The sequence below is a fragment of the Pseudomonas sp. R4-15 genome, from assembly GCF_055768815.1.
On the sequence record NZ_CM147293.1, the window covers coordinates 1,307,208 to 1,329,403 of the forward strand.

Annotated in this window: 25 protein-coding genes; 11 read left to right on the forward strand and 14 right to left on the reverse strand. The window is 66.2% G+C overall.

From position 1 onward, the window contains the following. Positions 1-10 precede the first annotated feature (10 nt). Complete coding sequence (locus ACYRGX_RS06175; RefSeq protein ID WP_473055729.1) at positions 11-2,458, forward strand: glycogen/starch/alpha-glucan phosphorylase; 2,448 nt, start codon at positions 11-13, stop codon at positions 2,456-2,458. Between the two features lie 496 nt (positions 2,459-2,954). Here the strand turns inward: ACYRGX_RS06175 and betA are convergent, their stop codons facing one another. The 3 genes from betA to betI all read right to left on the reverse strand — a co-directional run bounded on the left by betA (position 2,955) and on the right by betI (position 6,828). Further along, positions 2,955-4,670, reverse strand: coding sequence for a choline dehydrogenase (betA, locus tag ACYRGX_RS06180; RefSeq protein ID WP_473055730.1), 1,716 nt, complete (start codon positions 4,668-4,670; stop codon positions 2,955-2,957). Positions 4,671-4,686: 16 nt separating this feature from the next. After that, positions 4,687-6,153 carry a betaine-aldehyde dehydrogenase gene (gene betB / locus ACYRGX_RS06185; RefSeq protein WP_473055731.1) on the reverse strand — a complete coding sequence of 489 codons (1,467 nt, stop codon included), beginning with the start codon at positions 6,151-6,153 and terminating at the stop codon, positions 4,687-4,689. A 75-nt stretch (positions 6,154-6,228) separates the two neighbouring features. Then, on the reverse strand, positions 6,229-6,828 hold the full coding sequence (gene betI, locus ACYRGX_RS06190; protein WP_473055732.1) for a transcriptional regulator BetI: 600 nt from the start codon (positions 6,826-6,828) through the stop codon (positions 6,229-6,231). A 221-nt stretch (positions 6,829-7,049) separates the two neighbouring features. Between betI and ACYRGX_RS06195 the strand changes: the two genes are divergently transcribed. The 9 genes from ACYRGX_RS06195 (at position 7,050) to ACYRGX_RS06235 (ending at position 13,699) form a co-directional block, all read left to right on the forward strand. After that, positions 7,050-8,060: a class 1 fructose-bisphosphatase gene (locus ACYRGX_RS06195; RefSeq protein WP_473055733.1), complete on the forward strand. Its 1,011-nt coding sequence runs from the start codon at positions 7,050-7,052 to the stop codon at positions 8,058-8,060. 3 nt (positions 8,061-8,063) lie between these two features. Beyond that, positions 8,064-8,684: a DUF924 family protein gene (locus ACYRGX_RS06200; protein WP_473055734.1), complete on the forward strand. Its 621-nt coding sequence runs from the start codon at positions 8,064-8,066 to the stop codon at positions 8,682-8,684. A gap of 18 nt (positions 8,685-8,702) precedes the next feature. Then, entirely contained in the window at positions 8,703-8,954 is a 252-nt protein-coding gene (bamE, locus tag ACYRGX_RS06205) for an outer membrane protein assembly factor BamE domain-containing protein (RefSeq protein ID WP_473055735.1), read from the forward strand. Positions 8,955-8,972: 18 nt separating this feature from the next. After that, complete coding sequence (locus ACYRGX_RS06210; RefSeq protein ID WP_473055736.1) at positions 8,973-9,500, forward strand: lipocalin family protein; 528 nt, start codon at positions 8,973-8,975, stop codon at positions 9,498-9,500. Positions 9,501-9,575: 75 nt separating this feature from the next. Next, a complete protein-coding gene (gene pip / locus ACYRGX_RS06215; RefSeq protein ID WP_473055737.1) occupies positions 9,576-10,541 on the forward strand; it encodes a prolyl aminopeptidase in 966 nt (321 codons plus the stop codon). After that, positions 10,538-10,975: a D-aminoacyl-tRNA deacylase gene (gene dtd / locus ACYRGX_RS06220; RefSeq protein ID WP_473055738.1), complete on the forward strand. Its 438-nt coding sequence runs from the start codon at positions 10,538-10,540 to the stop codon at positions 10,973-10,975. The genes pip and dtd overlap by 4 nt, the downstream gene beginning before the upstream one ends. Positions 10,976-11,144: 169 nt before the next feature. Beyond that, complete coding sequence (locus tag ACYRGX_RS06225; RefSeq protein ID WP_473055739.1) at positions 11,145-11,936, forward strand: transporter substrate-binding domain-containing protein; 792 nt, start codon at positions 11,145-11,147, stop codon at positions 11,934-11,936. A 73-nt stretch (positions 11,937-12,009) separates the two neighbouring features. Beyond that, entirely contained in the window at positions 12,010-12,972 is a 963-nt protein-coding gene (locus tag ACYRGX_RS06230) for an amino acid ABC transporter permease (protein ID WP_473055740.1), read from the forward strand. After that, positions 12,965-13,699: an amino acid ABC transporter ATP-binding protein gene (locus ACYRGX_RS06235; RefSeq protein ID WP_473056642.1), complete on the forward strand. Its 735-nt coding sequence runs from the start codon at positions 12,965-12,967 to the stop codon at positions 13,697-13,699. Before ACYRGX_RS06230 ends, ACYRGX_RS06235 begins: the two co-directional genes overlap by 8 nt. Positions 13,700-13,745: 46 nt before the next feature. On the opposite strand, the gene ACYRGX_RS06240 is transcribed toward ACYRGX_RS06235, so the two are convergent. The 10 genes from ACYRGX_RS06240 to ubiE form a co-directional block, all read right to left on the reverse strand. Further along, entirely contained in the window at positions 13,746-14,228 is a 483-nt protein-coding gene (locus ACYRGX_RS06240) for a UPF0158 family protein (protein WP_473055741.1), read from the reverse strand. A gap of 137 nt (positions 14,229-14,365) precedes the next feature. After that, on the reverse strand, positions 14,366-15,073 hold the full coding sequence (locus ACYRGX_RS06245) for a 16S rRNA (uracil(1498)-N(3))-methyltransferase (RefSeq protein WP_473055742.1): 708 nt from the start codon (positions 15,071-15,073) through the stop codon (positions 14,366-14,368). Continuing rightward, a complete protein-coding gene (gene tatC, locus ACYRGX_RS06250) occupies positions 15,070-15,858 on the reverse strand; it encodes a twin-arginine translocase subunit TatC (protein WP_473055743.1) in 789 nt (262 codons plus the stop codon). Before tatC ends, ACYRGX_RS06245 begins: the two co-directional genes overlap by 4 nt. Beyond that, complete coding sequence (gene tatB / locus ACYRGX_RS06255; protein ID WP_473055744.1) at positions 15,855-16,229, reverse strand: Sec-independent protein translocase protein TatB; 375 nt, start codon at positions 16,227-16,229, stop codon at positions 15,855-15,857. The genes tatC and tatB overlap by 4 nt, the downstream gene beginning before the upstream one ends. A 29-nt stretch (positions 16,230-16,258) precedes the next feature. Next, on the reverse strand, positions 16,259-16,492 hold the full coding sequence (gene tatA / locus ACYRGX_RS06260) for a twin-arginine translocase TatA/TatE family subunit (RefSeq protein WP_473055745.1): 234 nt from the start codon (positions 16,490-16,492) through the stop codon (positions 16,259-16,261). 25 nt (positions 16,493-16,517) lie between these two features. Then, positions 16,518-16,850, reverse strand: a complete 333-nt coding sequence (locus ACYRGX_RS06265) for a phosphoribosyl-ATP diphosphatase (RefSeq protein WP_473055746.1) — start codon at positions 16,848-16,850, stop codon at positions 16,518-16,520. Beyond that, positions 16,843-17,238, reverse strand: a complete 396-nt coding sequence (gene hisI / locus ACYRGX_RS06270) for a phosphoribosyl-AMP cyclohydrolase (protein WP_473055747.1) — start codon at positions 17,236-17,238, stop codon at positions 16,843-16,845. The genes ACYRGX_RS06265 and hisI overlap by 8 nt, the downstream gene beginning before the upstream one ends. Positions 17,239-17,322: 84 nt before the next feature. After that, positions 17,323-18,933: a ubiquinone biosynthesis regulatory protein kinase UbiB gene (gene ubiB, locus ACYRGX_RS06275; RefSeq protein WP_473055748.1), complete on the reverse strand. Its 1,611-nt coding sequence runs from the start codon at positions 18,931-18,933 to the stop codon at positions 17,323-17,325. Then, positions 18,930-19,544 (reverse strand): ubiquinone biosynthesis accessory factor UbiJ, encoded by a 615-nt coding sequence (locus ACYRGX_RS06280; RefSeq protein ID WP_473055749.1) that lies wholly within the window; start codon positions 19,542-19,544, stop codon positions 18,930-18,932. The genes ubiB and ACYRGX_RS06280 overlap by 4 nt, the downstream gene beginning before the upstream one ends. After that, complete coding sequence (gene ubiE / locus ACYRGX_RS06285) at positions 19,544-20,314, reverse strand: bifunctional demethylmenaquinone methyltransferase/2-methoxy-6-polyprenyl-1,4-benzoquinol methylase UbiE (RefSeq protein ID WP_473055750.1); 771 nt, start codon at positions 20,312-20,314, stop codon at positions 19,544-19,546. The genes ACYRGX_RS06280 and ubiE overlap by 1 nt, the downstream gene beginning before the upstream one ends. Before the next feature lie 158 nt (positions 20,315-20,472). Between ubiE and ACYRGX_RS06290 the strand changes: the two genes are divergently transcribed. Next, positions 20,473-20,748: a polyhydroxyalkanoic acid system family protein gene (locus ACYRGX_RS06290; RefSeq protein ID WP_473055751.1), complete on the forward strand. Its 276-nt coding sequence runs from the start codon at positions 20,473-20,475 to the stop codon at positions 20,746-20,748. A gap of 1,062 nt (positions 20,749-21,810) precedes the next feature. Here ACYRGX_RS06290 and ACYRGX_RS06295 read toward each other — a convergent pair. Beyond that, positions 21,811-22,182 carry a gamma-butyrobetaine hydroxylase family protein gene (locus ACYRGX_RS06295; protein WP_473055752.1) on the reverse strand — a complete coding sequence of 124 codons (372 nt, stop codon included), beginning with the start codon at positions 22,180-22,182 and terminating at the stop codon, positions 21,811-21,813. Between the last annotated feature and the right edge of the window lie 14 nt (positions 22,183-22,196).

The window sequence follows — 22,196 nt, forward strand, 5'->3', positions numbered from 1 at the left end:
AGGTAGCAGCATGAATCAGCAAGTGTCGGTCGTCGACGACAAGGTCTCCCAGTTCCGCGACAAGGTGCTTTACAAACTCACCTACGCGGTCGGCAAGGATCCGGACCACGCCTTCGACCACGACTGGTTCGAGGCCATAGCCTTGGCCACTCGCGACTGCGTGGTGGACCGCTGGATGGACCACACCCGGCGGATCTACCGTGAGGGCGAGAAGCGCGTCTATTACCTCTCCCTCGAATTCCTCATCGGCCGCCTGCTGCTCGATGGCCTGAGCAACCTGGGCATGCTCGAAGTCGCGCGCAGCGCCCTCGACGAGCTGGGCGTGGACATGGAGCGAATCCGTCGCCTGGAGCCCGATGCCGCCTTGGGTAACGGTGGCCTGGGGCGTCTGGCGGCCTGCTTCATGGAGAGCATGTCGACCCTTGGCGTGGCTGCCCACGGCTATGGCATTCGTTACGAGCATGGTCTGTTCCGCCAGGCCATCCACGACGGCTGGCAGCAGGAACAGACGGAAACCTGGCTGGATTTCGGCAACCCCTGGGAATTCGAGCGGCCCGAGGTCAGCTACCTGATCGGCTTCGGTGGCAGCGTCTCCGCCGACCCTGCCGGCAGCGCCGAGAAGCAGGTCTGGAAGCCCGCCGAAGCGGTCCGTGCGATTGCCTACGACACGCCCATCGTCGGCTGGCGCGGTGCCAGCGTGAACACCCTGCGCCTCTGGCGCGCGCGCGCGGAGAGCGAGTTGCACCTGGATCGCTTCAACGCGGGCGACCATATCGGCGCGGTCGCCGAGGAGGCCCGTGCGGAAAGCATCTCGCGGGTGCTCTATCCGGCCGACAGCACCGAGGCGGGGCAGGAACTGCGGCTGCGCCAGGAATACTTCTTCGTCGCCGCTTCGTTGGCCGACCTGATGCGGCGTCACCTCAAGCAGCGCGGCACCTTCCTCAACCTGCCGCAATACGCCTCCATCCAGCTCAACGACACCCACCCCGCCATTGCCGTGGCCGAGCTGATGCGCCTGTTGGTCGACGAGCACGACATCGCCTGGGAAAAGGCCTGGGAGCTGACCGTCGGCACGCTCTCCTACACCAACCACACGCTGCTGCCCGAAGCCCTGGAAACCTGGCCGGTGCACCTGATGGAGCGCCTGCTGCCGCGGCACATGCAGATCATCTACCTGATCAACGCCCAGCACATCGACGCCCTGCGTGCCAAGGACATGCACGACTTCGACCTGTTGCGCTCGGTCTCGCTGATCGAGGAGAACAATGGACGCCGGGTGCGCATGGGCAACCTGGCCTTCCTTGGCTCGCACAAGGTCAACGGCGTCTCGGCGCTGCACACCGACCTGATGCGCAGCACGGTGTTCGCCGACCTGCATCGCCTGTATCCCGATCGCATCAGCAACAAGACCAACGGCATCACCTTCCGCCGCTGGCTCTATCAGTCGAACCCCGAGCTCACCGCGCTGCTGGTGGACAACATCGGCGAGAAGCTGCTCGATGATCCGGAGACCCATCTCGCGCTGCTCGAGCCGCTGGCCGAAAAGAGCACCTTCCGCCGGCACTTCTCCGAGCAGCGCCTGGCCAACAAGCGCAAGCTGGCGGACCTGATCCAGCAGAACCTGGGCATCATCGTCGATCCCGGTGCGCTGTTCGACGTGCAGATCAAGCGCATCCACGAGTACAAGCGGCAACTGCTCAACCTGCTGCAGACGGTCGCGCTGTATCAGGCGATCCGCGCCGAGCCGCACACCGATTGGGTGCCACGGGTGAAGATCTTCGCCGGCAAGGCCGCTGCCAGCTATCACCAGGCCAAACTGATCATCAAACTGGCCAACGACATCGCCCGCACGGTGAATGCCGATCCCACCGTGCGGGGCCTGCTCAAGGTGGTGTTCCTGCCCAATTACAACGTCAGTCTGGCCGAGCGCATCATCCCGGCGGCCGACCTCTCCGAGCAGATATCCACAGCCGGGCTGGAGGCCTCGGGCACCAGCAACATGAAGTTCGCCCTCAACGGCGCGCTGACCATCGGTACGCTGGACGGCGCCAACGTGGAGATGTCCGAGCGCATCGGCCTGGACAACATGTTCATCTTCGGCCTCACCGCGGCCCAGGTCCAGGCACGCAAGCAGGCCGGGGAAATGGCCGGCGCCACGGCGGTGGCCGAATCCCCGCGGCTCTATGAGGTGCTGCAGGCGGTGCGTAACGGGGTGTTCTCACCGGATGACCCGAATCGCTATACCGCGCTGGTGGATGGCCTGCTGCAGCACGACACCTTCCTGGTCTGCGCCGACTTCGACGCCTACGTGGCCGCGCAGATGCGCGTGGCCGAGCAGTGGCGCGACCAGAAGGGCTGGTGGCGCAAGGCGGTGCTCAACACCGCGCGGGTCGGTTGGTTCTCCTCCGACCGCACCATCCGTGAGTACGCCCGGGAGATCTGGGAGGTGATGGACTAGGGCCTGTTCCCGTTTCATTCGCGAACCAAACGTCAGCAGGCCCGGCGCTTTTCCCCAATCGCTGTGCGCAGGCCTGTGGACAGGGTGTCGGCAGGCTGGCGCAGCCCAGCGCTGGCGCGGTTTACGCCGCATCGTGCAAAAAATCGCCAGGGGCGTCATGGGCTGGGTTTTCCCCAGGTTGGTGCGCCTCGCCAGCGCCTCCTGGGATTATCCCCGGGTGCTGTGCGCCAGCCTGTGGGTAAGGTGTCGGTAGCCGCCTGTAGCCCAGGATTTTCAGGCGCTGTAGCCGATTGGCTGGAAAATCGCCAATCCCCGCAAAGCCCGGTGAGTGGCTCATGAATAAGCCGAATCGGGTCCTCGAAGCGCTGCTGCGCAGCGCCGCAGTGGCGGTTATCCCCTTGGACTGTGCGTCGGACTGTGGAAAAGGTGTCGGTCAAGCGCTACAGGCCAGGAATCCTGTGGCCTGCAGCGCATTGATCGATAAATCGCCAGCCGTTCAGGCGGCGGGGTTGCTGCGCAGCGCCGGTTCGCTGGTCTCGCGTAGCGGCTGGCCGCGTACGGGCGCGCCGTTGGCCACGTAGTAGGGCGCCTGGCTCGGTGCCAGCGGCTGCTGGCCGCGAATGCGGTCGGCGATCTTCTCGGCGATCATCACCGTCGGTGCGTTGAGGTTGCCGGTGACGATCAGCGGCATGATCGAGGCATCCACCACGCGCAGGCCCTGCAGGCCGTGTACGCGGCCTTCAGCGTCCACCACCGCGTCCTGGCCGGTGCCCATGCGGCAGGAGCCACTGGGGTGGTAGGCGGTCTCGGCGTGCTCGCGGACGAAGGCGTCGAGTTGCGCATCGCTGCTCAGTTGCAAGCCCGGGGAGAGCTCTTCGCCGCGATAGGCGTCGAGGGCGGGCTGCGCCATGATCTCGCGGGTCAGGCGGATGGCCGCGCGGAATTCGCGCCAGTCCTGCTCGTGGGACATGTAGTTGAAGAGGATGCTCGGGTGCTCGCGCGGGTCCAGCGACTTGGCGTGCACGCGGCCACGGCTGGGCGAGCGCATGGAGCCGACGTGGGCCTGGAAGCCGTGCGCCTCGATGGCGTTGCTGCCGTTGTAGTTGATGGCGATCGGCAGGAAGTGATACTGCAGATTCGGCCACTCGAATTCGTCGCTGGAGCGGATGAAGCCGCCCGCTTCGAACTGGTTGCTGGCGCCCAGGCCCTTGCCCATGAACATCCAGCGCGCGCCGATCGGCGGCTGGTTCCACCATTTCAGCGCGGGGTACAGCGACACCGGCTGGCGGCAGGCGTACTGCAGGTACATCTCCAGGTGATCCTGCAGGTTGGCGCCGACGCCAGGCAGGTCGAGCACTGCTTTCACACCCAGCTCGCGCAGCAGTTCGCCGGGGCCGACGCCGGAGCGCTGGAGGATCTGCGGCGAGGCGATGGCGCCGGCACACAGCAGCACTTCGCGACGCGCGCGTACCTGGGTGGCTTCGCGGGCATCGCCCTTGAGGTAGGCGACGCCGACGGCGCGCTGGCCGTCGAAGAGAATCCGTTCGGTCAGGGCGTGGGTTACAATGCTCAGGTTGGCGCGCGGCTTGGCCAGGTCCAAATAACCTCGGGCGGTGCTGGAGCGGCGGCCGTCGCGGGTCACCGTGCGGTCCATCGGGCCGAAGCCTTCCTGTTGATAACCGTTGAGGTCGTCGGTGCGCGGGTAGCCGGCCTGCACGCCGGCCTCGACCATGGCGTGGAACAGCGGGTTGTTGCCGGGCTTGGGCGTGGTCACCTGCAGCGGACCGCTGTCGCCGTGGTAGTCGTTGGCGCCGATGTCGCGGCTTTCCGCCTTGCGGAAGTAGGGCAGGCAGTGGCGGTAGCTCCAGTCCTCCAGCCCCGGGTTCTGCGCCCAGCCGTCGTAGTCCATGGCGTTGCCGCGGATGTAGCACATGCCGTTGATCAGCGACGAGCCACCCAGGCCCTTGCCGCGACCGCACTCCATGCGCCGGTTGTTCATGTAGGGCTCGGGGTCGGTCTGGTAGGCCCAGTTGTAGCGCCGCCCTTGCAGTGGGTAGGCCAGGGCGGCAGGCATCTGCGTACGGAAGTCCAGGCGATGGTCGGGGCCGCCGGCTTCGAGCAGCAGGACCTTGACCTCGGGGTCTTCGGTCAGGCGGGTCGCCAGAACGTTGCCGGCGGAGCCGGCGCCGATGATGATGTAGTCGAATTCCATCGCTGTGTGCTCCGCGTTAGAAGACGCTGCCAAAGTCGCCCATTTCCACCTGGACGGACTTGATACGGGTATACGCCTGCAGGGTGACCAGGCCGTTCTCGCGGCCGACGCCGGACTGCTTGTAGCCGCCCACCGGCATTTCCGCCGGCGATTCGCCCCAGGTGTTGATCCAGCAGATGCCGGCTTCCAGGCGGTGGATCAGGCGGTGCGCGCGCGCCAGGTCACGGGTCGCGACGCCGGCGGCCAGGCCGTAGGGCGTGGCGTTGGCGCGGGCGATGGCTTCGTCCTCGTCGTCGTAGGCGAGCAGGCTCATCACCGGGCCGAAGATCTCGTCGGTGACGATCGACATGTCGTCGTGGCAGTCGCTGAAAATGGTCGGCTGCACGTAGGCGCCGTTGGCCAGTTCGCCGCCGGCCCGTTCGCCACCGCACAGCAGGCGCGCACCGGCGGCGCGGCCGGCGTCGATGTAGCCGAGCACCTTCTGCATGTGCGCCTGGCTCACCAGCGGGCCGAAGTTGGTGTCCTCGTCCAGGGGGTTGCCCATGCGCACGCGTGCCACGCGTTCGAGCAGCAGCGCTTCGAAGCGCTGCTGCAACGCGCGCGGGACGAACACCCGGGTGCCGTTGGTGCAGACCTGCCCGGTGCTGTAGAAGTTGGCCATCATGGCGATGTCCGCCGCGCGTTCCAGGTCGGCGTCGGCGCAGACGATCAGCGGCGACTTGCCGCCCAGCTCCATGGTCACGTCCTTGAGCGTCGAGCTCGACGCGCTGGCCATCACCTTGCGCCCGGTGGCGGTGCCGCCGGTGAAGGATATCTTCTCGATCCCCGGATGCTCGGTGAGTGCCTGGCCAACCGCCGGGCCGGCGCCGTTGAGGACGTTGAACACGCCATCCGGCAGCCCGGCCTCGGTGTAGATCTGCGCCAGCTTCAGCGCCGACAGCGGGGTGACCTCGCTGGGCTTGAAGATCATCGCGTTGCCGGCGGTCAGCGCCGGGGCGGATTTCCACAGGGCGATCTGTATCGGGTAGTTCCAGGCACCGATGCCGGCGACCACGCCGAGCGCCTCGCGGCGGGTGTAGACGAAGCTGGTCTCGCGCAGCGGGATCTGCGTGCCCTCCAGGGCGGGCGCGAGGCCGGCGTAGTACTCCAGCACGTCGGCGCCAGTGACGATGTCCACGCAGCGGGTCTCGGAGAGCGGCTTGCCGGTGTCCAGGGTCTCCAGTTCGGCCAGTTCGTCGTTGCGCTCGCGCAGGATTTCCACGGCGCGACGCAGGATGCGCGAGCGCTGCATGGCGGTCATCGCCGCCCACGCACGCTGGCCCTCGGTGGCGCTGGCGACCGCGGCGTCCACATCGGCGGCAGAGGCGCTATGCACCTGGGCGAGTACGTCGCCGGTGGCCGGGTCGATGCTCTCGAACAGCGGGCCCTGGCCATCCTGCAGGCGTCCGTGGATGTACAGCTGTTGCGGGGCGAAGCGGGGCATGGCGACCTCTCTCGTCGGTAGGCGGGCAAAACGCTGCCCTGGCGCGCCCTGGCGCACCGGTTGAAGGGGGAGCCGTCAGTGGCTGGTCGGCAGTTGCTGGTCCAGGTAGTCGCAGGCGATGCGCAGGGCCTGGGCGACGTCGAACTCGTCTCCCGAGAGCGCGCCGCGCAGCCACAGGCCGTCGATCAGCGCCGCCAGGCCGCGTGCCGCGCGCCGCGCCTGCTCGCCGGGCAGTACGCGGCGGAATTCCCCACACAGGTTCGAATACAGGCGCCGGTCGTTGATGCGTTGCAGGCGGCGCAACTGCGGCTGGTGCATGCTGCTGGCCCAGAACGCCAGCCAGGTCTTCATCGCCGGACCGTTGACCTGGGTGTCGTCGAAGTTGCCTTCGATGATCGCCCGCAGGTGCGCCCGCGGATCGTCCTCGCCGGTGCCGCGCAGCGCCGTGCGGCGCGCTTGCACCGCGGTGCGCAGGGCGTTCATCAGGTGCCGCATGGTGGCTTCGAGCAGGCCGTTCTTGTCCTGGAAGTAGTGGCTGATGATGCCGTTGGAGACGCCAGCCAGCCGCGCGATGTAGGCAATGCTGGCGTCGCCCATGCCCACCTGGTCCACCGCCTCTAGCGTGGCGTGGATCAATTGGGAACGACGGATCGGCTGCATTCCGACCTTGGGCATGCTGGGACTCCCGGGCTATTACGTATGCCGGTAAGTCTAGGGAGTGTTAATTGAACGATCAATCAATAAAAACGACAGCGCATGCCCCGCGGCGACAGTCGGCCGCAGGCCGGAGGCCGTGCCGTTGCGCTGAACTCCACGCATGGCGTGCGGGTCTGACGCAGCATTGTTCGTCCCGCCGCGCTAAACTGCGCCGGTTTTCCAGCCTTCGGAGCCCGTCCATGTCCCGCGTCACCCTTAGCCGCTACCTGATCGAAGAGACCCGCAGTCACAACACCCCGGCCGACCTGCGCTTCCTCATCGAGGTGGTGGCGCGTGCCTGCAAGGAAATCAGCCATGCCGTGGCCAAGGGCGCGCTCGGCGGCGTGCTCGGCAGCATGGAAACCGAGAACGTGCAGGGCGAGGTGCAGAAGAAGCTCGACGTGCTTTCCAACGAAATCCTGCTGGAGGCCAACGAGTGGGGTGGCACCCTGGCGGGCATGGCTTCCGAAGAGATGGACAAGGTCTATCAGATTCCCGGTCGCTACCCCAAGGGCGCTTACCTGCTGACGTTCGACCCGCTCGACGGCTCCTCCAACATCGACGTCAACGTCTCTGTCGGTACCATCTTCTCGGTGCTGCGTTGCCCCGGTAACTGTTTCAGCCAGAACGAGCCGCTGAGCGATGAAGCCTTCCTGCAGCCGGGTACCGAGCAGGTGGCTGCCGGCTACGCCATCTACGGCCCGCAGACCATGCTGGTGCTGACCCTGGGCGACGGCGTGAAAGGCTTCACCCTGGACCGCGAGATGGGCAGCTTCGTGCTCACCCACGACAACATCAGCGTGCCTGAAACCACCGCCGAGTTCGCCATCAACATGTCCAACCAGCGCCACTGGGAAGCCCCGGTGAAGCGCTACGTCGACGAGATGCTGGCCGGCAAGGAAGGCCCGCTGGGCAAGAACTACAACATGCGCTGGATCGCCTCGATGGTCGCAGACGTGCATCGCATCCTCACCCGCGGCGGCGTCTTCATGTACCCGCGCGATGCCCGCGAGCCGGAGAAACCCGGCAAGCTGCGCCTGATGTACGAGGCCAACCCGATGTCCATGCTCATCGAGCAGGCGGGCGGCGCCGCGACCAACGGCCACCAGCGCATCCTCGACATCAAGCCCGAAGCGCTGCACCAGCGGGTTGCGGTGTTCCTCGGCTCGAAAGAGGAAGTCCAGCGGGTCACCGGTTACCACAAGGCCTGACGCATGCCCGCGCCCTGGGACGGCCTGCTCGCCTGGTGGTTCGGTATCCCGCTGCAGCGCGATGCCGACGAACTGGCTCAGGCCCAGGGCGTTGCCGAGGCACGCGGTCGCCTGTGGTTCGGTTACCGCGCCGAACAGGACGAGCAGGCGCGCGAGTGCTTCGCCGCCCTCGCCGAGCAGGCCCTGGCCGGCGAGCTGGACGCCTGGTGTGCCTCGCCCCAGGGTTGGCTCGGGTTGTTGCTGTTACTCGACCAGTTGCCGCGAATGATCCACCGAGGCACGCCGGCGGCCTTCGCAGGCGATGCCCGTGCCCGCGTCGTGCTGGAGCACGGTCTGGCGGAGGGGCACGATGCGCATCTGCCGGCGATTGCCCGGGTGTTCGCCTATCTGGTGCTGGAGCACGCCGAGGACCTCGAGGCGCAGCGCCGCAGCGAGGCGGCCTTCGCCGCGCTGAGCCAGGCCATGGCGGACGCCGAGCCTTTCGCCGATTTTCTGGATTTCGCGCGGCGCCACCGCCAGGTGATCGAGCGCTTCGGACGTTTTCCCCACCGCAACGCGATACTCGGACGTCAGGACAGCGAGGCCGAGGCGGCCTTTCTGGCCGAGCCGGGTTCGCGTTTCTGAACACGAGGGCCCGCCCCCATGAAACTGCGTCCCTTCCTGTTGCTCGGCATGCTCTTGCTGGCGGCCTGCAGCAAGGTCACCCAGAGCAACTACGACAAGCTCTCCGCCGGCATGAGCAAGGCCGAAGTCGAGGCGCTGCTCGGCTCGCCGCGCGAGTGCTCCGGAGCGCTGGGCATGCTCAGTTGCCGATGGGGCGACGAGACTCGCTACATCAGCGTGCAGTACGCCGGTGAGCGGGTGATGCTGTTTTCCGGGCACAACCTGCCCTGATTTCCTGGAGGAACGATCATGCGCCTGCCTGCCATTCTTTGCCTTACGCTGTTGCTTGCCGGCTGTGCCGGTAGCGGCGGGCAACCGCCACAGACCCAGCAGGTGGACCTGCAGCGCTACGCGGGCACCTGGTACGAGCAGGCACGTCTGCCGATGTTCTTCCAGCGCCATTGCGTGAGCTCCCAGGCCCAGTACCGCCTTCGCGACGATGGGCGCATCGCGGTGACCAACCGCTGCCTGACCGATGAAGGGGAGTGGCAGCAAGCCACGGGTGTCGCCTGGCCACAGGTGGAAGGGCGGACCGACAAGCTCTGGGTGCGCTTCGACAACGTCTTCAGCCGTCTGCTGCCCAGCCTGGCCAAGGGCGACTACTGGGTGCTCTACGTCGATGACGACTATCAGCACGCCCTGGTCGGGCATCCGGATCGCAAATACCTGTGGCTGCTCAGTCGCGAGGAAAAGATCGATGCCGCTACCCGCCAGCGGCTGCTCGAGATCGCCCATGCGCGCGGCTACGACACCTCGGACCTGATCTGGCGGCGCTGACTGGCATCAGCATTCCCCGCTATGATGCGACAGTGACCGGCTTCCTGCCGCTTCTGCCGCCCACCGGAGTGCCCCATGCTCAGTCTGTACCCGGAGATCAAACCCTACGCCCGCCACAGCCTGGCGGTGGATGATACCCATAGCCTCTATGTGGACGAGAGCGGCAGCCCCGAAGGGCTCCCTGTGCTGTTCGTGCACGGAGGGCCGGGTGCGGGGTGCGATGCGTCCTCGCGGCGTTTCTTCGATCCGTCGCTGTATCGCATCGTCACCTTCGACCAGCGTGGCTGCGGCCGTTCCACGCCCCATGCGAGCCTGAAGGACAACAGTACCTGGGATCTGGTGGCGGACATGGAACGAATCCGCGAGAAGCTGGGCATCGACAAATGGGTGCTGTTCGGCGGCTCCTGGGGCTCGACCCTGTCGCTGGCCTATGCGCAGACGCATCCTGAGCGCGTGCATGCGCTGGTCCTGCGCGGCATCTTCCTCTGTCGCCCGCAGGAGATCCGCTGGTTCTACCAGGAGGGTGCCAGCCGACTGTTCCCCGATTACTGGCAGGACTACCTCGCGCCGATCCCCGCCGCCGAGCGGGATGATCTGGTGCCGGCCTTCTATCGTCGGCTCACCGGCAGCGACGAGATCGCGCAGATGGCGGCGGCGCGCGCCTGGGCTTGCTGGGAAGGGCGCACCCTGACCCTGCGGCCGAACCCGGCGACAGTGGAGCGCTTCCATGAGAACGCCCTGGCCGTGGCGCGCATCGAATGCCATTACTTCATGAACGATGCCTTCCTCGAACCCGATCAACTGCTGCGCGACATGCCGAAGATCGCCCACCTGCCCGGCGTCATCGTACATGGCCGTTACGACGTGGTGACGCCGCTCGAAAATGCCTGGCAACTGCACCAGGCCTGGCCGGGCAGCGAGCTGAACATCATCCGCGATGCCGGTCACGCGGCTACGGAGCCGGGTACCGTGGATGCACTGGTACGCGCCACCGGGCGCCTCGCCCGGCAGATCCTCGCGCTGCCTCCCGAAGAAGCGTGAGGGCGCTGATCCAGCGGGTCAGCCAGGCTCGCGTCGAAGTCGCCGATGAGGTGGTCGGGCGTATCGGGCATGGTCTGCTGGCGCTGGTCGGCGTGCAGCCGCAGGACGATCTCGCGGCGGTCGACAAGCTGCTGCAGCGCTTGCTCAACTACCGCGTCTTCGCCGATGGAGCGGGGCGCATGAACCGCTCGCTGCGGGATGTCGAGGGTGGCCTGCTGCTGGTCTCGCAGTTCACGCTGGTGGCCGATACCCGCAGTGGCCTGCGTCCGAGCTTTTCCAGCGCGGCCCCTCCCGCCTTGGGTGCCGAGCTGTTCGAGGCGCTGCTGCAGCGCGCCCGGGCTGCGCACCCGGAGGTGGCCTCTGGCCGTTTTGGTGCGGACATGCAGGTACACCTGGTCAACGACGGCCCGGTGACCTTCCTGCTGGAAAGTTGAGCGGCGGTAACGTCCGGGCTAGCGGCGCGAAAAGCGGCGATCCACGCGACCAAACGTCATCAACCTGCAAAGTTGGCTCGCCTTGTGCGGCGCTTGGCGTTAGCATGCGCGGCTTTGCGTCCGGGCATCGGGCGCGGCGCCCATTGCAATCCTCACTCACGGAGCAACCATGAAAAAGCTGTTCGCTTCCCTGCTGCTGTCCGTTTGCGCCCTCAGTGGCGTGGCCCAGGCCGGCATGATCGACGACGCCGTCCAGCGCGGCACCCTGCGCGTCGGCATGGACCCGACCTACATGCCGTTCGAGATGACCGACAAGCGCGGCGACATCATCGGTTTCGAAGTCGACCTGCTCAAGGCCATGGCCAAGGCCATGGGGGTCAAGCTGGAGCTCGTCTCCACCAGCTACGACGGCATCATCCCGGCTCTGCTCACCGACAAGTTCGACATGATCGGCTCCGGCATGACCCTGACCCAGGAGCGCAACCTGCGGGTCAACTTCGCCGATCCCTTCATCGTCGTCGGCCAGACCCTGCTGATCCGCAAGGAGCTGGCGGGCGAGGTCAAGTCGTACAAGGACCTCAACGACGCCAAGTACCGCATCACCTCGAAGATCGGCACCACCGGTGAGATGGTCGCCAAGAAGCTGATGTCCCAGGCCAAGTACTCCGGCTTCGACAACGAGCAGGAAGCGGTGATGGACGTGGTCAACGGCAAGGCCGACGCCTTCGTCTACGACGCGCCCTACAACGTGGTCGCGGTGGACAAGGCCGGTGCCGGCAAGCTGCTGTTCCTCGACGAGCCGTTCACCTACGAGCCGCTGGCCTTCGGCCTGAAGAAAGGCGACTACGACAGCCTCAACTGGATCAACAACTTCCTCGGCCAGATCCGTCACGACGGCACCTACGATCGCCTGTACGCCAAGTGGTTCAAGAGCACCGCCTGGCTCAAGGACATGGAATAACCCCGCCTGACACCTGCGCGGGCAGGGCGCTAGCGCCCACCCGCGCCTGCTCTGCCGGCCCGGAGTCTCGCCTGTGAGTCGAAACAAACGCCCCCAGTGGCCCTGGCACCTGCTCACCGTAGCCGTGCTGGTCGGCCTGATCGCCGCCCTTGGCTGGTCGACCTCGCGGATTTCCTACGAGTGGCGCTGGAACCGCATCCCCCAGTATTTCGTCTACCACGCCGAGGATGCCCAGCGGGCCGCCGACTACGGCCAGGTACGCGAGCTGCTCGATGCCGGCGAGCGGGTGCGGGTCAGCCTGGCGCTGGAAAACGGTGGCGAACAACAGGTCGAGGTGGCGCGCGACAGCCTGCGCGTCAGCGAGGGTGACGACGTCAGCGAGGGTGATGTGCTCGGCGTGACGCGCCACTGGGCCGCCGGTCCGCTGCTCTGGGGACTCTGGACCACGCTCTGGCTGTCCGTCTCCGCGGGTGCCCTGGGGCTGGCGATCGGCCTGGCCGCCGGGCTCTGCCGGCTGTCGCGCAACCCGACGCTGCGTGACCTGTCGACGGTCTACGTCGAGCTGGTGCGCGGCACGCCGCTGCTGGTGCAGATATTCATCTTCTATTTCTTCGTTGGCACCGTGCTGAACTTCTCCCGCGAGTTCGCCGGGGTCGCCGCGCTGGCGTTGTTCACCGGCGCCTACGTCGCCGAGATCATCCGTGCGGGCGTGCAGTCGATCGCCCGCGGGCAGAGCGAAGCGGCCCGCTCGCTAGGGCTCAACGGTGGCCAGGCGATGCGCTATGTGGTGCTGCCGCAGGCGTTCAAGCGCGTACTGCCGCCGCTGGCCGGGCAGTTCATCAGCCTGGTCAAGGACACCTCGTTGGTCTCCGTGATCGCCATCACCGAACTGACCAAGAGCGGCCGCGAGGCGATTACTACCTCGTTCTCGACCTTCGAGATCTGGTTCTGTGTCGCGGCGCTGTACCTGGTGATCAACCTGCCGCTGTCGCAGATCGCCAACCGCCTGGAACGGAGGCTTGCGCAAAGTGATTGAAGTCCGTGACCTGGTGAAGGTCTTCGATGCGCGTGGCCAGCAGGTGCGCGCGGTGGATGGGGTGACCACCCAGGTGGCGCGCGGCGAAGTCCTGGTCGTGGTCGGACCGTCCGGCTCCGGCAAGTCGACCTTCCTGCGCTGCCTGAATGGGCTGGAGGAGTTCGACGAGGGTTCGGTGGCGATCGACGGCGTCGACCTGGCCGATCCGCGCACCGACATCAACGCCTACCGCCGCGAAGTCGGCATGGTGTTCCAGCACTTCAACCTGTTCCCGCACATGAGCGTGCTGGAAAACCTCTGCCTGGCGCAGAAGGTCGTGCGCAAGCGTGGCCGTGCCGAGCGTGAAGCCAAGGCGCGGGCGTTGCTGGAAAAGGTCGGTATCGCGCAGAAGGCCGGCGAGTATCCGTCGCGGCTTTCCGGCGGCCAGCAGCAGCGCGTGGCCATCGCCCGCGCCCTGTGCATGGACCCGAAGGTGATGCTGTTCGACGAGCCGACCTCGGCGCTCGACCCGGAGATGGTCGGCGAGGTGCTGGAGGTGATGAAGACTCTCGCCGAAGAAGGCATGACCATGGTCTGCGTGACCCACGAGATGGGCTTCGCCCGCGAAGTTGCCGATCGCGTGTTGTTCTTCGATCACGGCAAGCTGCTCGAAGATGCGCCGCCGGCGGAGTTCTTCGCCCAACCCAGGGACCCGCGCGCCCAGACGTTCCTGCGCCAGGTGCTGTAGCTGGCCGGCCGCGTTCCCTCCGGGCTGCGCGCCTTGCCGTAGCGGCTCAGCGCGCTTCCAGGCCTTTTTCCAGACGCCGGCGAATGCCCTCCGGCACGCCGCGCCAGTCGCGGGGTGCTTCGCCCGGCTCCAGGCCCTGCTCGTGCAGCCAGGCCAGTGCGTACTCCTGCATCTGCTGACTTTCGTAGTCGCGCCAGGCTTCGCGGACCTCGGGGAATTGCTCCAGCTCATAGCTGAAGGTGCGCAGCGGTTTGCGCGTGCTCAGTGCCGCGGCGAGTACCGGGTGCGCATGGGGATGCTGCAGTTCGAAGAGAAAGGATTCGCGCATGGCGAGGCGTTCGGCACCTCCCAGCGGCTCTACGGGAAGATAGCGCTGGGGCAGGTCTTCCGCCTCGCCGTAGATGTGCTCATCGGGCGCATCGGCCTCGATGGCGATCAGGTGGCCGTTGCGCAGGTCCAGCAGGTAGTCGTGCAACGGATCGGCCATGGCCTGGGCCAGGCTGGGCATGTCGATGGTCAGCGTGCGCATCGGCTCTTCCCTCTCTGGCGAACGTGGGCCTGTTCCCGTGGAGCTGTCGTCCGGTGGGCGACAGTCCCAGTCTACCTACGACCACGGCGAAAGGAAGAATGCTTTGTGCTTCGTTCAGGCGATCGCAACGACCGACGCTAGAACAGCCGCGCCAGCAGGGCCGGCACCGCCGTTTCCACGCGCAGGATGCGTTCGCCCAACTGGACCGGAGAAAGCCCCGCCGCCTGCAGTTTCTCTACCTCGTAGGGAATCCAGCCGCCTTCGGGGCCGATCGCCAGGGTCACCGGGCCCCGCACGTCGCGCGGGCAGGGCGGATAGGCGCCGGGGTGGCCGACCAGGCCCTGGGTGCCGGCGACCAGGGCCGGTAGGCGGTCCTCGACGAAGGGCTTGAAGCGGGTCTCCAGGCTCACCTCGGGCAGCCGCGTGTCGCGCGCCTGCTCCAGTCCCAGGAGCAGTTGCTCGCGGATCGCCTCGGCTTCGAGAAAGGGCGTCTGCCAGTAGCTCTTTTCCACCCGGTAGCTGTTGACCAGCACCAGGCGCGGCACGCCCATCGCGGAGACCGTCTGCAGCACGCGGCGCAGCATCTTCGGCCGGGGCAGGGCGAGCAACAGGGTCAGCGGCAGCTTGGCCGGCGGCGGCTGGTCCAGCTCCAGGGCCAGTTCTGCTTCGTCAGACTGCAGGCGCAGCAGTCTGGCGCTGCCCATGGCTCCGCCCAGCAGGCCTACGCGCAGGCTGTCGCCGGCCTCGGCGCGATGGACTTCGTGGAGATGTCGCAGGCGGCGACCGCGCAACAGCGCGCGGTCTTCGGTCAGCAGGTCATCCTGCTCGAGCAGCAGCAGGTTCACGAACGCGGTGCGGGCGGCTGCGCATCGGAGCTGGCGGCGGGCTCTTCGTCCTTGCTGCGGCGGGAGATCAACGAGCCGAAGAACACCCCGGATTCGAAGAGAATCCACATCGGCACCGCCAGCAGGGTCTGCGAGAAGACATCCGGCGGGGTGAGCACCATGCCGACCAGGAAGCAGCCAACGATGACGTAGGGGCGGCTCTTGCGCAGTCCGGCGACGTCGACGATACCCACCCAGATCAGCAGGATGGTGGCGATGGGAATCTCGAAGGCCACGCCGAAGGCGAGGAACAGCGTGAGCACGAAGTCGAGGTACTGGCCGATGTCGGTCATCATCGCCACGCCTTCGGGCGTGACGCTGGCGAAGAAGCCGAACATCACCGGGAACACCACGAAGTACGCGAAGGCCATGCCGCCATAGAACAGCAGCACGCTGGATATCAACAGCGGGATGGCGAGGCGCTTCTCGTGCTTGTACAGGCCGGGGGCGATGAAGCCCCAGATCTGATGCAGCACCACCGGCATGGCGATGAACAGCGCCACCATCATGGTCAGCTTGAACGGCGTGAGGAACGGTGAGGCCACGCCGGTGGCGATCATGGTCGCGCCCGGCGGCAGGTAGTGGCGCAGCGGCGCCGCGACCAGGGCGTAGATGTCCTGGGAGAAGTAGAACAGGCCGCCGAAGATCAGCAGCACCGCCACCACGCAGCGCAGCAGGCGCGAGCGCAGCTCGGTCAGGTGGGCGACCAGCGGCATTTCCCGGTCGTCTTGCTGGGGTTTGCTCATGGTGTCGAAGGCTTGTCCTGACTGTCGCTGGCGACGGGGTGCGGCGGGGCGTCGGCCTGTGCTGGCGGTTGCGCCGCGGCGGGAGTGTCCGGGGGCGCGCTGTCGGCCGCCGACTTGGGCTTGGGTGGCTCCAGTACGTTGCGGTTCATTTCGCGCTCGAGGTCGAGGATGCGCTCGTTATGCAGCTGACGGCGTATCTCGTCGGCGCCGATCTCGCGCTCGACCTCGGTCTTGATCGTGTTGAAGCTGCGTTTGAGCCGACCGATCCACAGGCCGGCGGTACGCGCCGCGCCCGGCAGGCGCTCGGGACCGAGCACCAGCAGTGCGATCAAGCCGGTGAGCAGCAGCTCGGTAAAGCCCACGTCGAACATGCGTCACCCGTTGCTGGAAGATGGACGGATCAGTCCTTGCGCGCCGGTTCCTCGACCTTGTGCGCTTCACCCTGGTAGGTGTGATTCTGCGTCTTGTCTTCCACCGAGGATTTTTCCTCTTCGGTGTTCATCGACTTGCGAAAGCCCTTGATCGCGTCGCCCAGGTCCGACCCCAGTCCCTTCAGGCGCTTGGTGCCGAAGAGCATGACGACGATGAGCAGGATGATGAGAAGTTGCCAGATGCTGATGCCGCCGAGACCCATGGTGAGTCCTCCAGATAGATGGTGTTCAGGATTTCGGGCGCGCTGCCTTTTCCGCGTGCCCCGACAGGCCGAAGCGCCGGTCCAGTTCGTCCAGTACCGCCTGGGGGTGCTGGCCGAGGGCGGCGAGCATGACCAGGCTGTGGAACCACAGGTCGGCGGTTTCGTAGATCAGGTCCTTGCTGTCTCCGCTCACGGCGGCGTCCTTGGCGGCGATGATGGTTTCCACCGACTCTTCGCCAAGTTTCTCGAGGATCTTGTTCAGACCCTTGTGGTAGAGGCTGGCGACATAGGAGCTGTCCGGCGCCGCTTGCTTGCGGGCCTCCAGTACCTCGGCCAGTCGCTCGAGGGTATCACTCATGCTTGTGCTCGTAGATGGCTTGCGGGTCTTTCAGGACCGGATCGACAGTGTGCCAGGCACCATCGCGATAGACGCGATAGAAACAGCTCTGCCGGCCGGTGTGGCAGGCAATGCCGCCGATCTGTTCGACCAGCAGCACCACCACGTCGGCGTCGCAGTCCAGGCGCAGTTCGTGGAGCTTCTGCACATGGCCGGACTCCTCGCCCTTGCGCCACAGTTTGCCACGCGAACGTGACCAATAGATGGCGCGGCCTTCGGCAGCGGTCAGGGCCAGTGCCTCGCGGTTCATCCAGGCCATCATCAGGATGCGCCCGCTCGCGTGGTCCTGGGCGATGGCGGGTACCAGGCCATCGCTGTCCCACTTGATCTCTTGCAGCCAGTCGTTCATCACTACTTCTTGCCCCGAGGGCTCTTTCATCGGTCTGCGCCGGTGCGGCGCTTTGTCCAGTTTGCCAGTCGGCGGGCAAACTGGCTATCGGCGGATCACCAAGTAGAGTCCGCCCAGGGCTGCCGCCCATCCGCTCCAGGCCGCTGGCGCCAGTGGCTGTTCGAGGACCAGCAACTGGCTGGCCGCCGCAGCGAGCAGCACCAGGCCGATCAGGCGCAGCACGGCGCCGTCGCGATTGCTACGCCAGGGTGGCGGCGGATCGTTGCGGTGCGGCTGGGACAGGCGCTCCAGCAGATCGCGGGTCATGTTCGCCAGGTGCGGCATCTGCTCGACCTGGCTCTGCAGGTTGCCGAGCAGCTTGCGTGGCCCCATGCGCTCGCGCATCCAGCGCTCCAGGTAGGGGCGCGCGGTGCTCCACAGGTCGAGCTCCGGGTACAACTGGCGGCCAAGTCCTTCGATGTTCAGCAGGGTCTTCTGCAGCAGCACCAACTGCGGCTGGATCTCCATGTTGAAGCGCCGGGCGGTCTGGAACAGGCGCAGCAGCAGTTGGCCGAAGGAGATGTCCTTGAGTGGGCGCTCGAAGATCGGCTCGCAGACGGTACGGATGGCCGCCTCGAACTCGTTGACCTTGGTCTCCTTCGGCACCCAGCCGGAGTCGATGTGCAGTTGCGCGACCTTGCGGTAGTCACGCTTGAAGAAGGCGACCAGGTTGCGCGCGAGGTAGTCCTGGTCCTGCGGCGTGAGGCTGCCGACGATGCCACAGTCGATGGCGATGTACTGCGGATTCCACGGCTCGCGGGTGCTGACGAAGATGTTGCCCGGGTGCATGTCGGCGTGGAAGAAGCTATCGCGGAAGACCTGGGTGAAGAAGATCTCGACGCCGCGCTCGGCGAGCGCCTTGAGGTCGGTGCGCTGGTCGGCCAGGGCTGCCATGTCGGTTACCGGAATGCCGTAGATGCGTTCCATCACCAGCACGCGGGGGCGGCACAGATCCCAATGCACCTGGGGCACGTAAAGCAGTTGCGAGCCTTCGAAGTTGCGCTTGAGCTGACTGGAGTTTGCGGCTTCGCGGAGCAGGTCGAGCTCATCGTAGATGGTCCGTTCGTAATCGCGGACCACTTCCACCGGATGCAGTCGGCGCGCTTCGCTGGAGATGCGCTCCGCGCTGCGCGCGAGCAGTAGCAGCCAGGCGATGTCCTGGGCGATCACCGGCTTGAGGCCGGGGCGCACCACCTTGACCACCACTTCCTCACCGCTGTGCAACTGCGCGGCATGCACCTGGGCAACCGAGGCGGACGCCAGTGGACGTTGCTCGAAGCGTGCGAACAACTGGGCGATCGGCGCACCGAGCTGGGATTCGATCAAGGCCACCGCCTTTTCCGGCGGGAAGGGCGGTACCTTGTCCTGCAGGTGCGCAAGCTCCAGGGCGATGTCCTCGGGGAGCAGGTCGCGGCGAGTGGAGAGGATCTGCCCGAACTTGATGAAGACCGGGCCGAGGTGCTCCAGCGCCAGGCGCAGGCGCGTACCGCGGGAGAGCTTCGAGCGGCGCCGCGGCAGCCAGCGCCAAGGCAACAGGTAGCCGGTGGCGCGCAGCCACCAGGGCAGCGGCAGCTCCAGCACCAGGTCGTCGAGACGGTAATGGATCACCACGAAGAGAATGCGCAGCAGGCGGCGGAGCGCGGCGAACAGCTTCATTGCGTAGCCTTGTGGCGGATCAGTCGGTCGATGCGTGCTTCTAACCGGTCGAGCTCGAGACGCAGGGCGTCGAGCTGCGCGAACCGCGCCTCGGCTTCCTCCCGGCCGACGAGCAGGCGGGTTTCCTCGGCGAGATAGTCGGCGAGGTTCTGGCGCAGGCTCTCGCCACTCTGGGTGGCCCATTGGCCGCCCTGGCGCAGGCCGCTGCCGAGCAGGTGCGCGGCGACCGGGCCCAGGTGCAGGGAGAGTTCGTATTCCCAGTCCAGTTCGAGCTCGTCGAAGATCGCCGAGAGCTGATGCAGGACGCTGCTGTCGCCGAGCAGGGTGAGGTCCGCGCGGTGCAGTACGGCGCTTTTCTCGCGGCTGGCGAGCAGCCGCAGCAGCGTGCTCGCAGGCGCCTGCAGCACGCAGTCGGCGGGAGCCTCCCAGCGTGCGGCCAGGCGCAGGCCGTCGGCCTGGGGCAGCAGGAACAGGCGTAGGGCCGGTGCGCTGCAGTCCACCTCGATCACCTTGCCGGCCAGTCGTGCAAGGCGTGGCAGGGCCGTGGCATCCAGCTTCAGCGCCCGGTTGAGGCTCGCCTCGATGCCGGCGAGCAGCGCCTGGCCGAGCATCAGGGCTTGATCCCGCGGTGCAGGGCGACGATGCCGCCGGTCATGTTGTGGAAGGTGACGCGCTCGAAGCCGGCATCGATCATCATCGCCTTCAGGGTTTCCTGGTCCGGGTGCATGCGGATCGATTCGGCCAGGTAGCGATAGCTCTCGGCGTCCTGGGTGATCAGCTTGCCGGCCAGCGGCATGAAGTTGAACGAGTAGCTGTCGTAGAGCTTGCCCAGCAGCGGATTGCGCGGCTTGGAGAACTCCAGCACGAGCAGGCGTCCGCCCGGCTTGAGCACGCGCAGCATGGAACGTAGGGCGTCTTCCTTGTGGGTCACGTTGCGCAGGCCGAAGGCGATGGTGACGACGTCGAAGTGGTTGTCCGGGAAGGGCAGTTTCTCGGCGTCGGCCTGGACGAAGCGCACGTTGCCGGATACGCCCTTGTCGAGCAGGCGATCACGCCCGACGCGCAGCATGGATTCGTTGATGTCGGCCAGCACGACTTCACCGCTGGGGCCGACCAGGCGCGAGAACTGTCGAGCCAGATCGCCGGTGCCGCCAGCGATATCCAGTACCCGATTGCCGCTGCGCACCCCGGAAAGCTCGATGGTGAAGCGCTTCCACAACCGATGCATGCCGCCGGAGAGCACGTCGTTCATCAGGTCGTACTTGGCTGCGACCGAATGGAACACATCGGCCACCTTGCGCGCCTTCTCGCTCTCCGGCACGTTCTGGTAGCCGAAATGGGTGGTCGGTTCGCTGTCTGGGCCCTTGGGCATATCGGTCATCTGGCTTCACCGGCTGAAAAGTGTCGCGGCATTCTAAACCAGAACGGCCTGGCGTCTGCGTTCGTTTCGTTCGCCAGGGCGCCCGACTTTGGCTGGGCGGCAAGAGGTCGCAGCGCTGCTATAGTGCGCATCCCATCCTTGCCGCATAGGAAAGCTGCATGTCGCGCATCGTCGTCGAACGAGAACATTCGCTGGGCCTGGAGGCCGCCCGGGCCAAGGCGGAAATGATTGCCGAGAAGCTCTCCAGCGACTTCGGCGTTGCCTCTGAGTGGGAGGGTGACAGCCTCAAGCTCAACCACGCCGGCGCCAACGGGCAGATCCTGGTCGAGGCCGCGAAGGTTACCGTGGAGCTGAAGCTAGCGATGATGCTCACGCCGATGAAGGGCATGATCGAGCAGAAGATCGAGCGCAGCCTGGACAAGGCGCTGGCCTGAGTCTCGGAGGAACGCCGACAATCGTCCTTTGGCAGCGAAGGCCCGGCGTACTTGCTCTAATCCTGCGCCTCAGCCTCAGCCTCAGCCTCAGCCTCAGCCTCAGCCTCAGCCTCAGCCTCAGCCTCAGCCTCAGCCTCAGCCTCAGCCGCAGCCGCCGGTACTGGTGTTTGTGGTTTTTGGCTTGGGTGTGGGAGCGTGGCGCTTTCCTCGGATGGGGCTCCAGGTTTCGCCTTGCACGGCGAGTCACTTTCTCTTGGTCGCCAAGAGAAAGTAACCAAAGAGAAGGCGACCCCACCATCCGGCCCCAGCCGCTGCGCAGCTGGGGTTCCCTCACTCCGGCGCTGCTCCGGGGGCGCGCCTTGCTCGGCGTCCTGCCTCGCATCCCCCTGCGCAACACCTCCACTCGGCCTCCTGAAGGGGCCCCGGGTGCAAGCCGTGTTATCGGTGGCCGCGTTGCTCTGACTCGGCACTGGCCCCGTAGGATGGGTCGAGGAGCGTAGCGACGATACCCATCGTGGCCGCGTGATGGATATCGCTGTGCTCAACCCATCCTACTTATTGGCGGGCGACGCGGAAGCGCCCCGTTGGTCCGGGTGAACGGAGTCGTCGCGTAGCAGGTTGAGCCGCCTGGATGGCGGCGAAAGGCGCATCGGGCCAGGGATGGCCCGTATACGCCGGGCCTGTGGAGCGGCGATGGAGTGAACGAACCCCGTCCGCGAGAGCGGGCGGGGCCGGATCGCCGGGGACAGGGTTTTTGCCCACTTTTGCCCAGACAAAAGTGGGTCGCCCAGGAGGGCGAAACAGGGAGTTCCCGAGAAGCGCCGACAAGCGTCCTTTGGCACCGAAGGCCTGGTGCGTCTGCTCTAATCCGGAGTTGCGGCCGCCTGGGAATGCAGCCCCGGGCGCTCTGTGTTCGTTACCTCGGCGTCTTAGGAGGCGTACCACGCAGGAGCGTGGGAACGATCAGAAGCGATCAACGATCAGAGATTGATGGGTATCGCCATGCTCAACCCATCCTACGATGCTCTGGCCTCCTAAGGCCCGGCTAGCCTGCGCTCCGGCTCAAAGCATCAACTTCACCACCGTCTCATCCGGATCGCGCGAGCGACCGGCGGCGGCGAGTTGCATCAGGTAGTCGGCCCACAGCTCATCGTGGCGAGTGCACAGCTGGTAGAGGTAGTCCCAGCTGTACAGACCGCTGTCGTGGCCGTCGTCGAAGGTCAGCTTCACCGCATAATTGCCGGCGGGCTCGATGCCGGTCAGCGCGACCTTCTGCTTGCCGTACTGCAGCACCGGATTGCCATGCCCCTGCACTTCCGCCGAGGGCGAATGCACGCGTAGGAACTCGGCGCTGAGGACATGACGCTGTTCGCCATAGCCCAGCTCCAGCGTGCGCGAGGCCTTGTGCAGCTTGAGGGTGGTCGGGATGTGCATGGTGATCGTCGTCC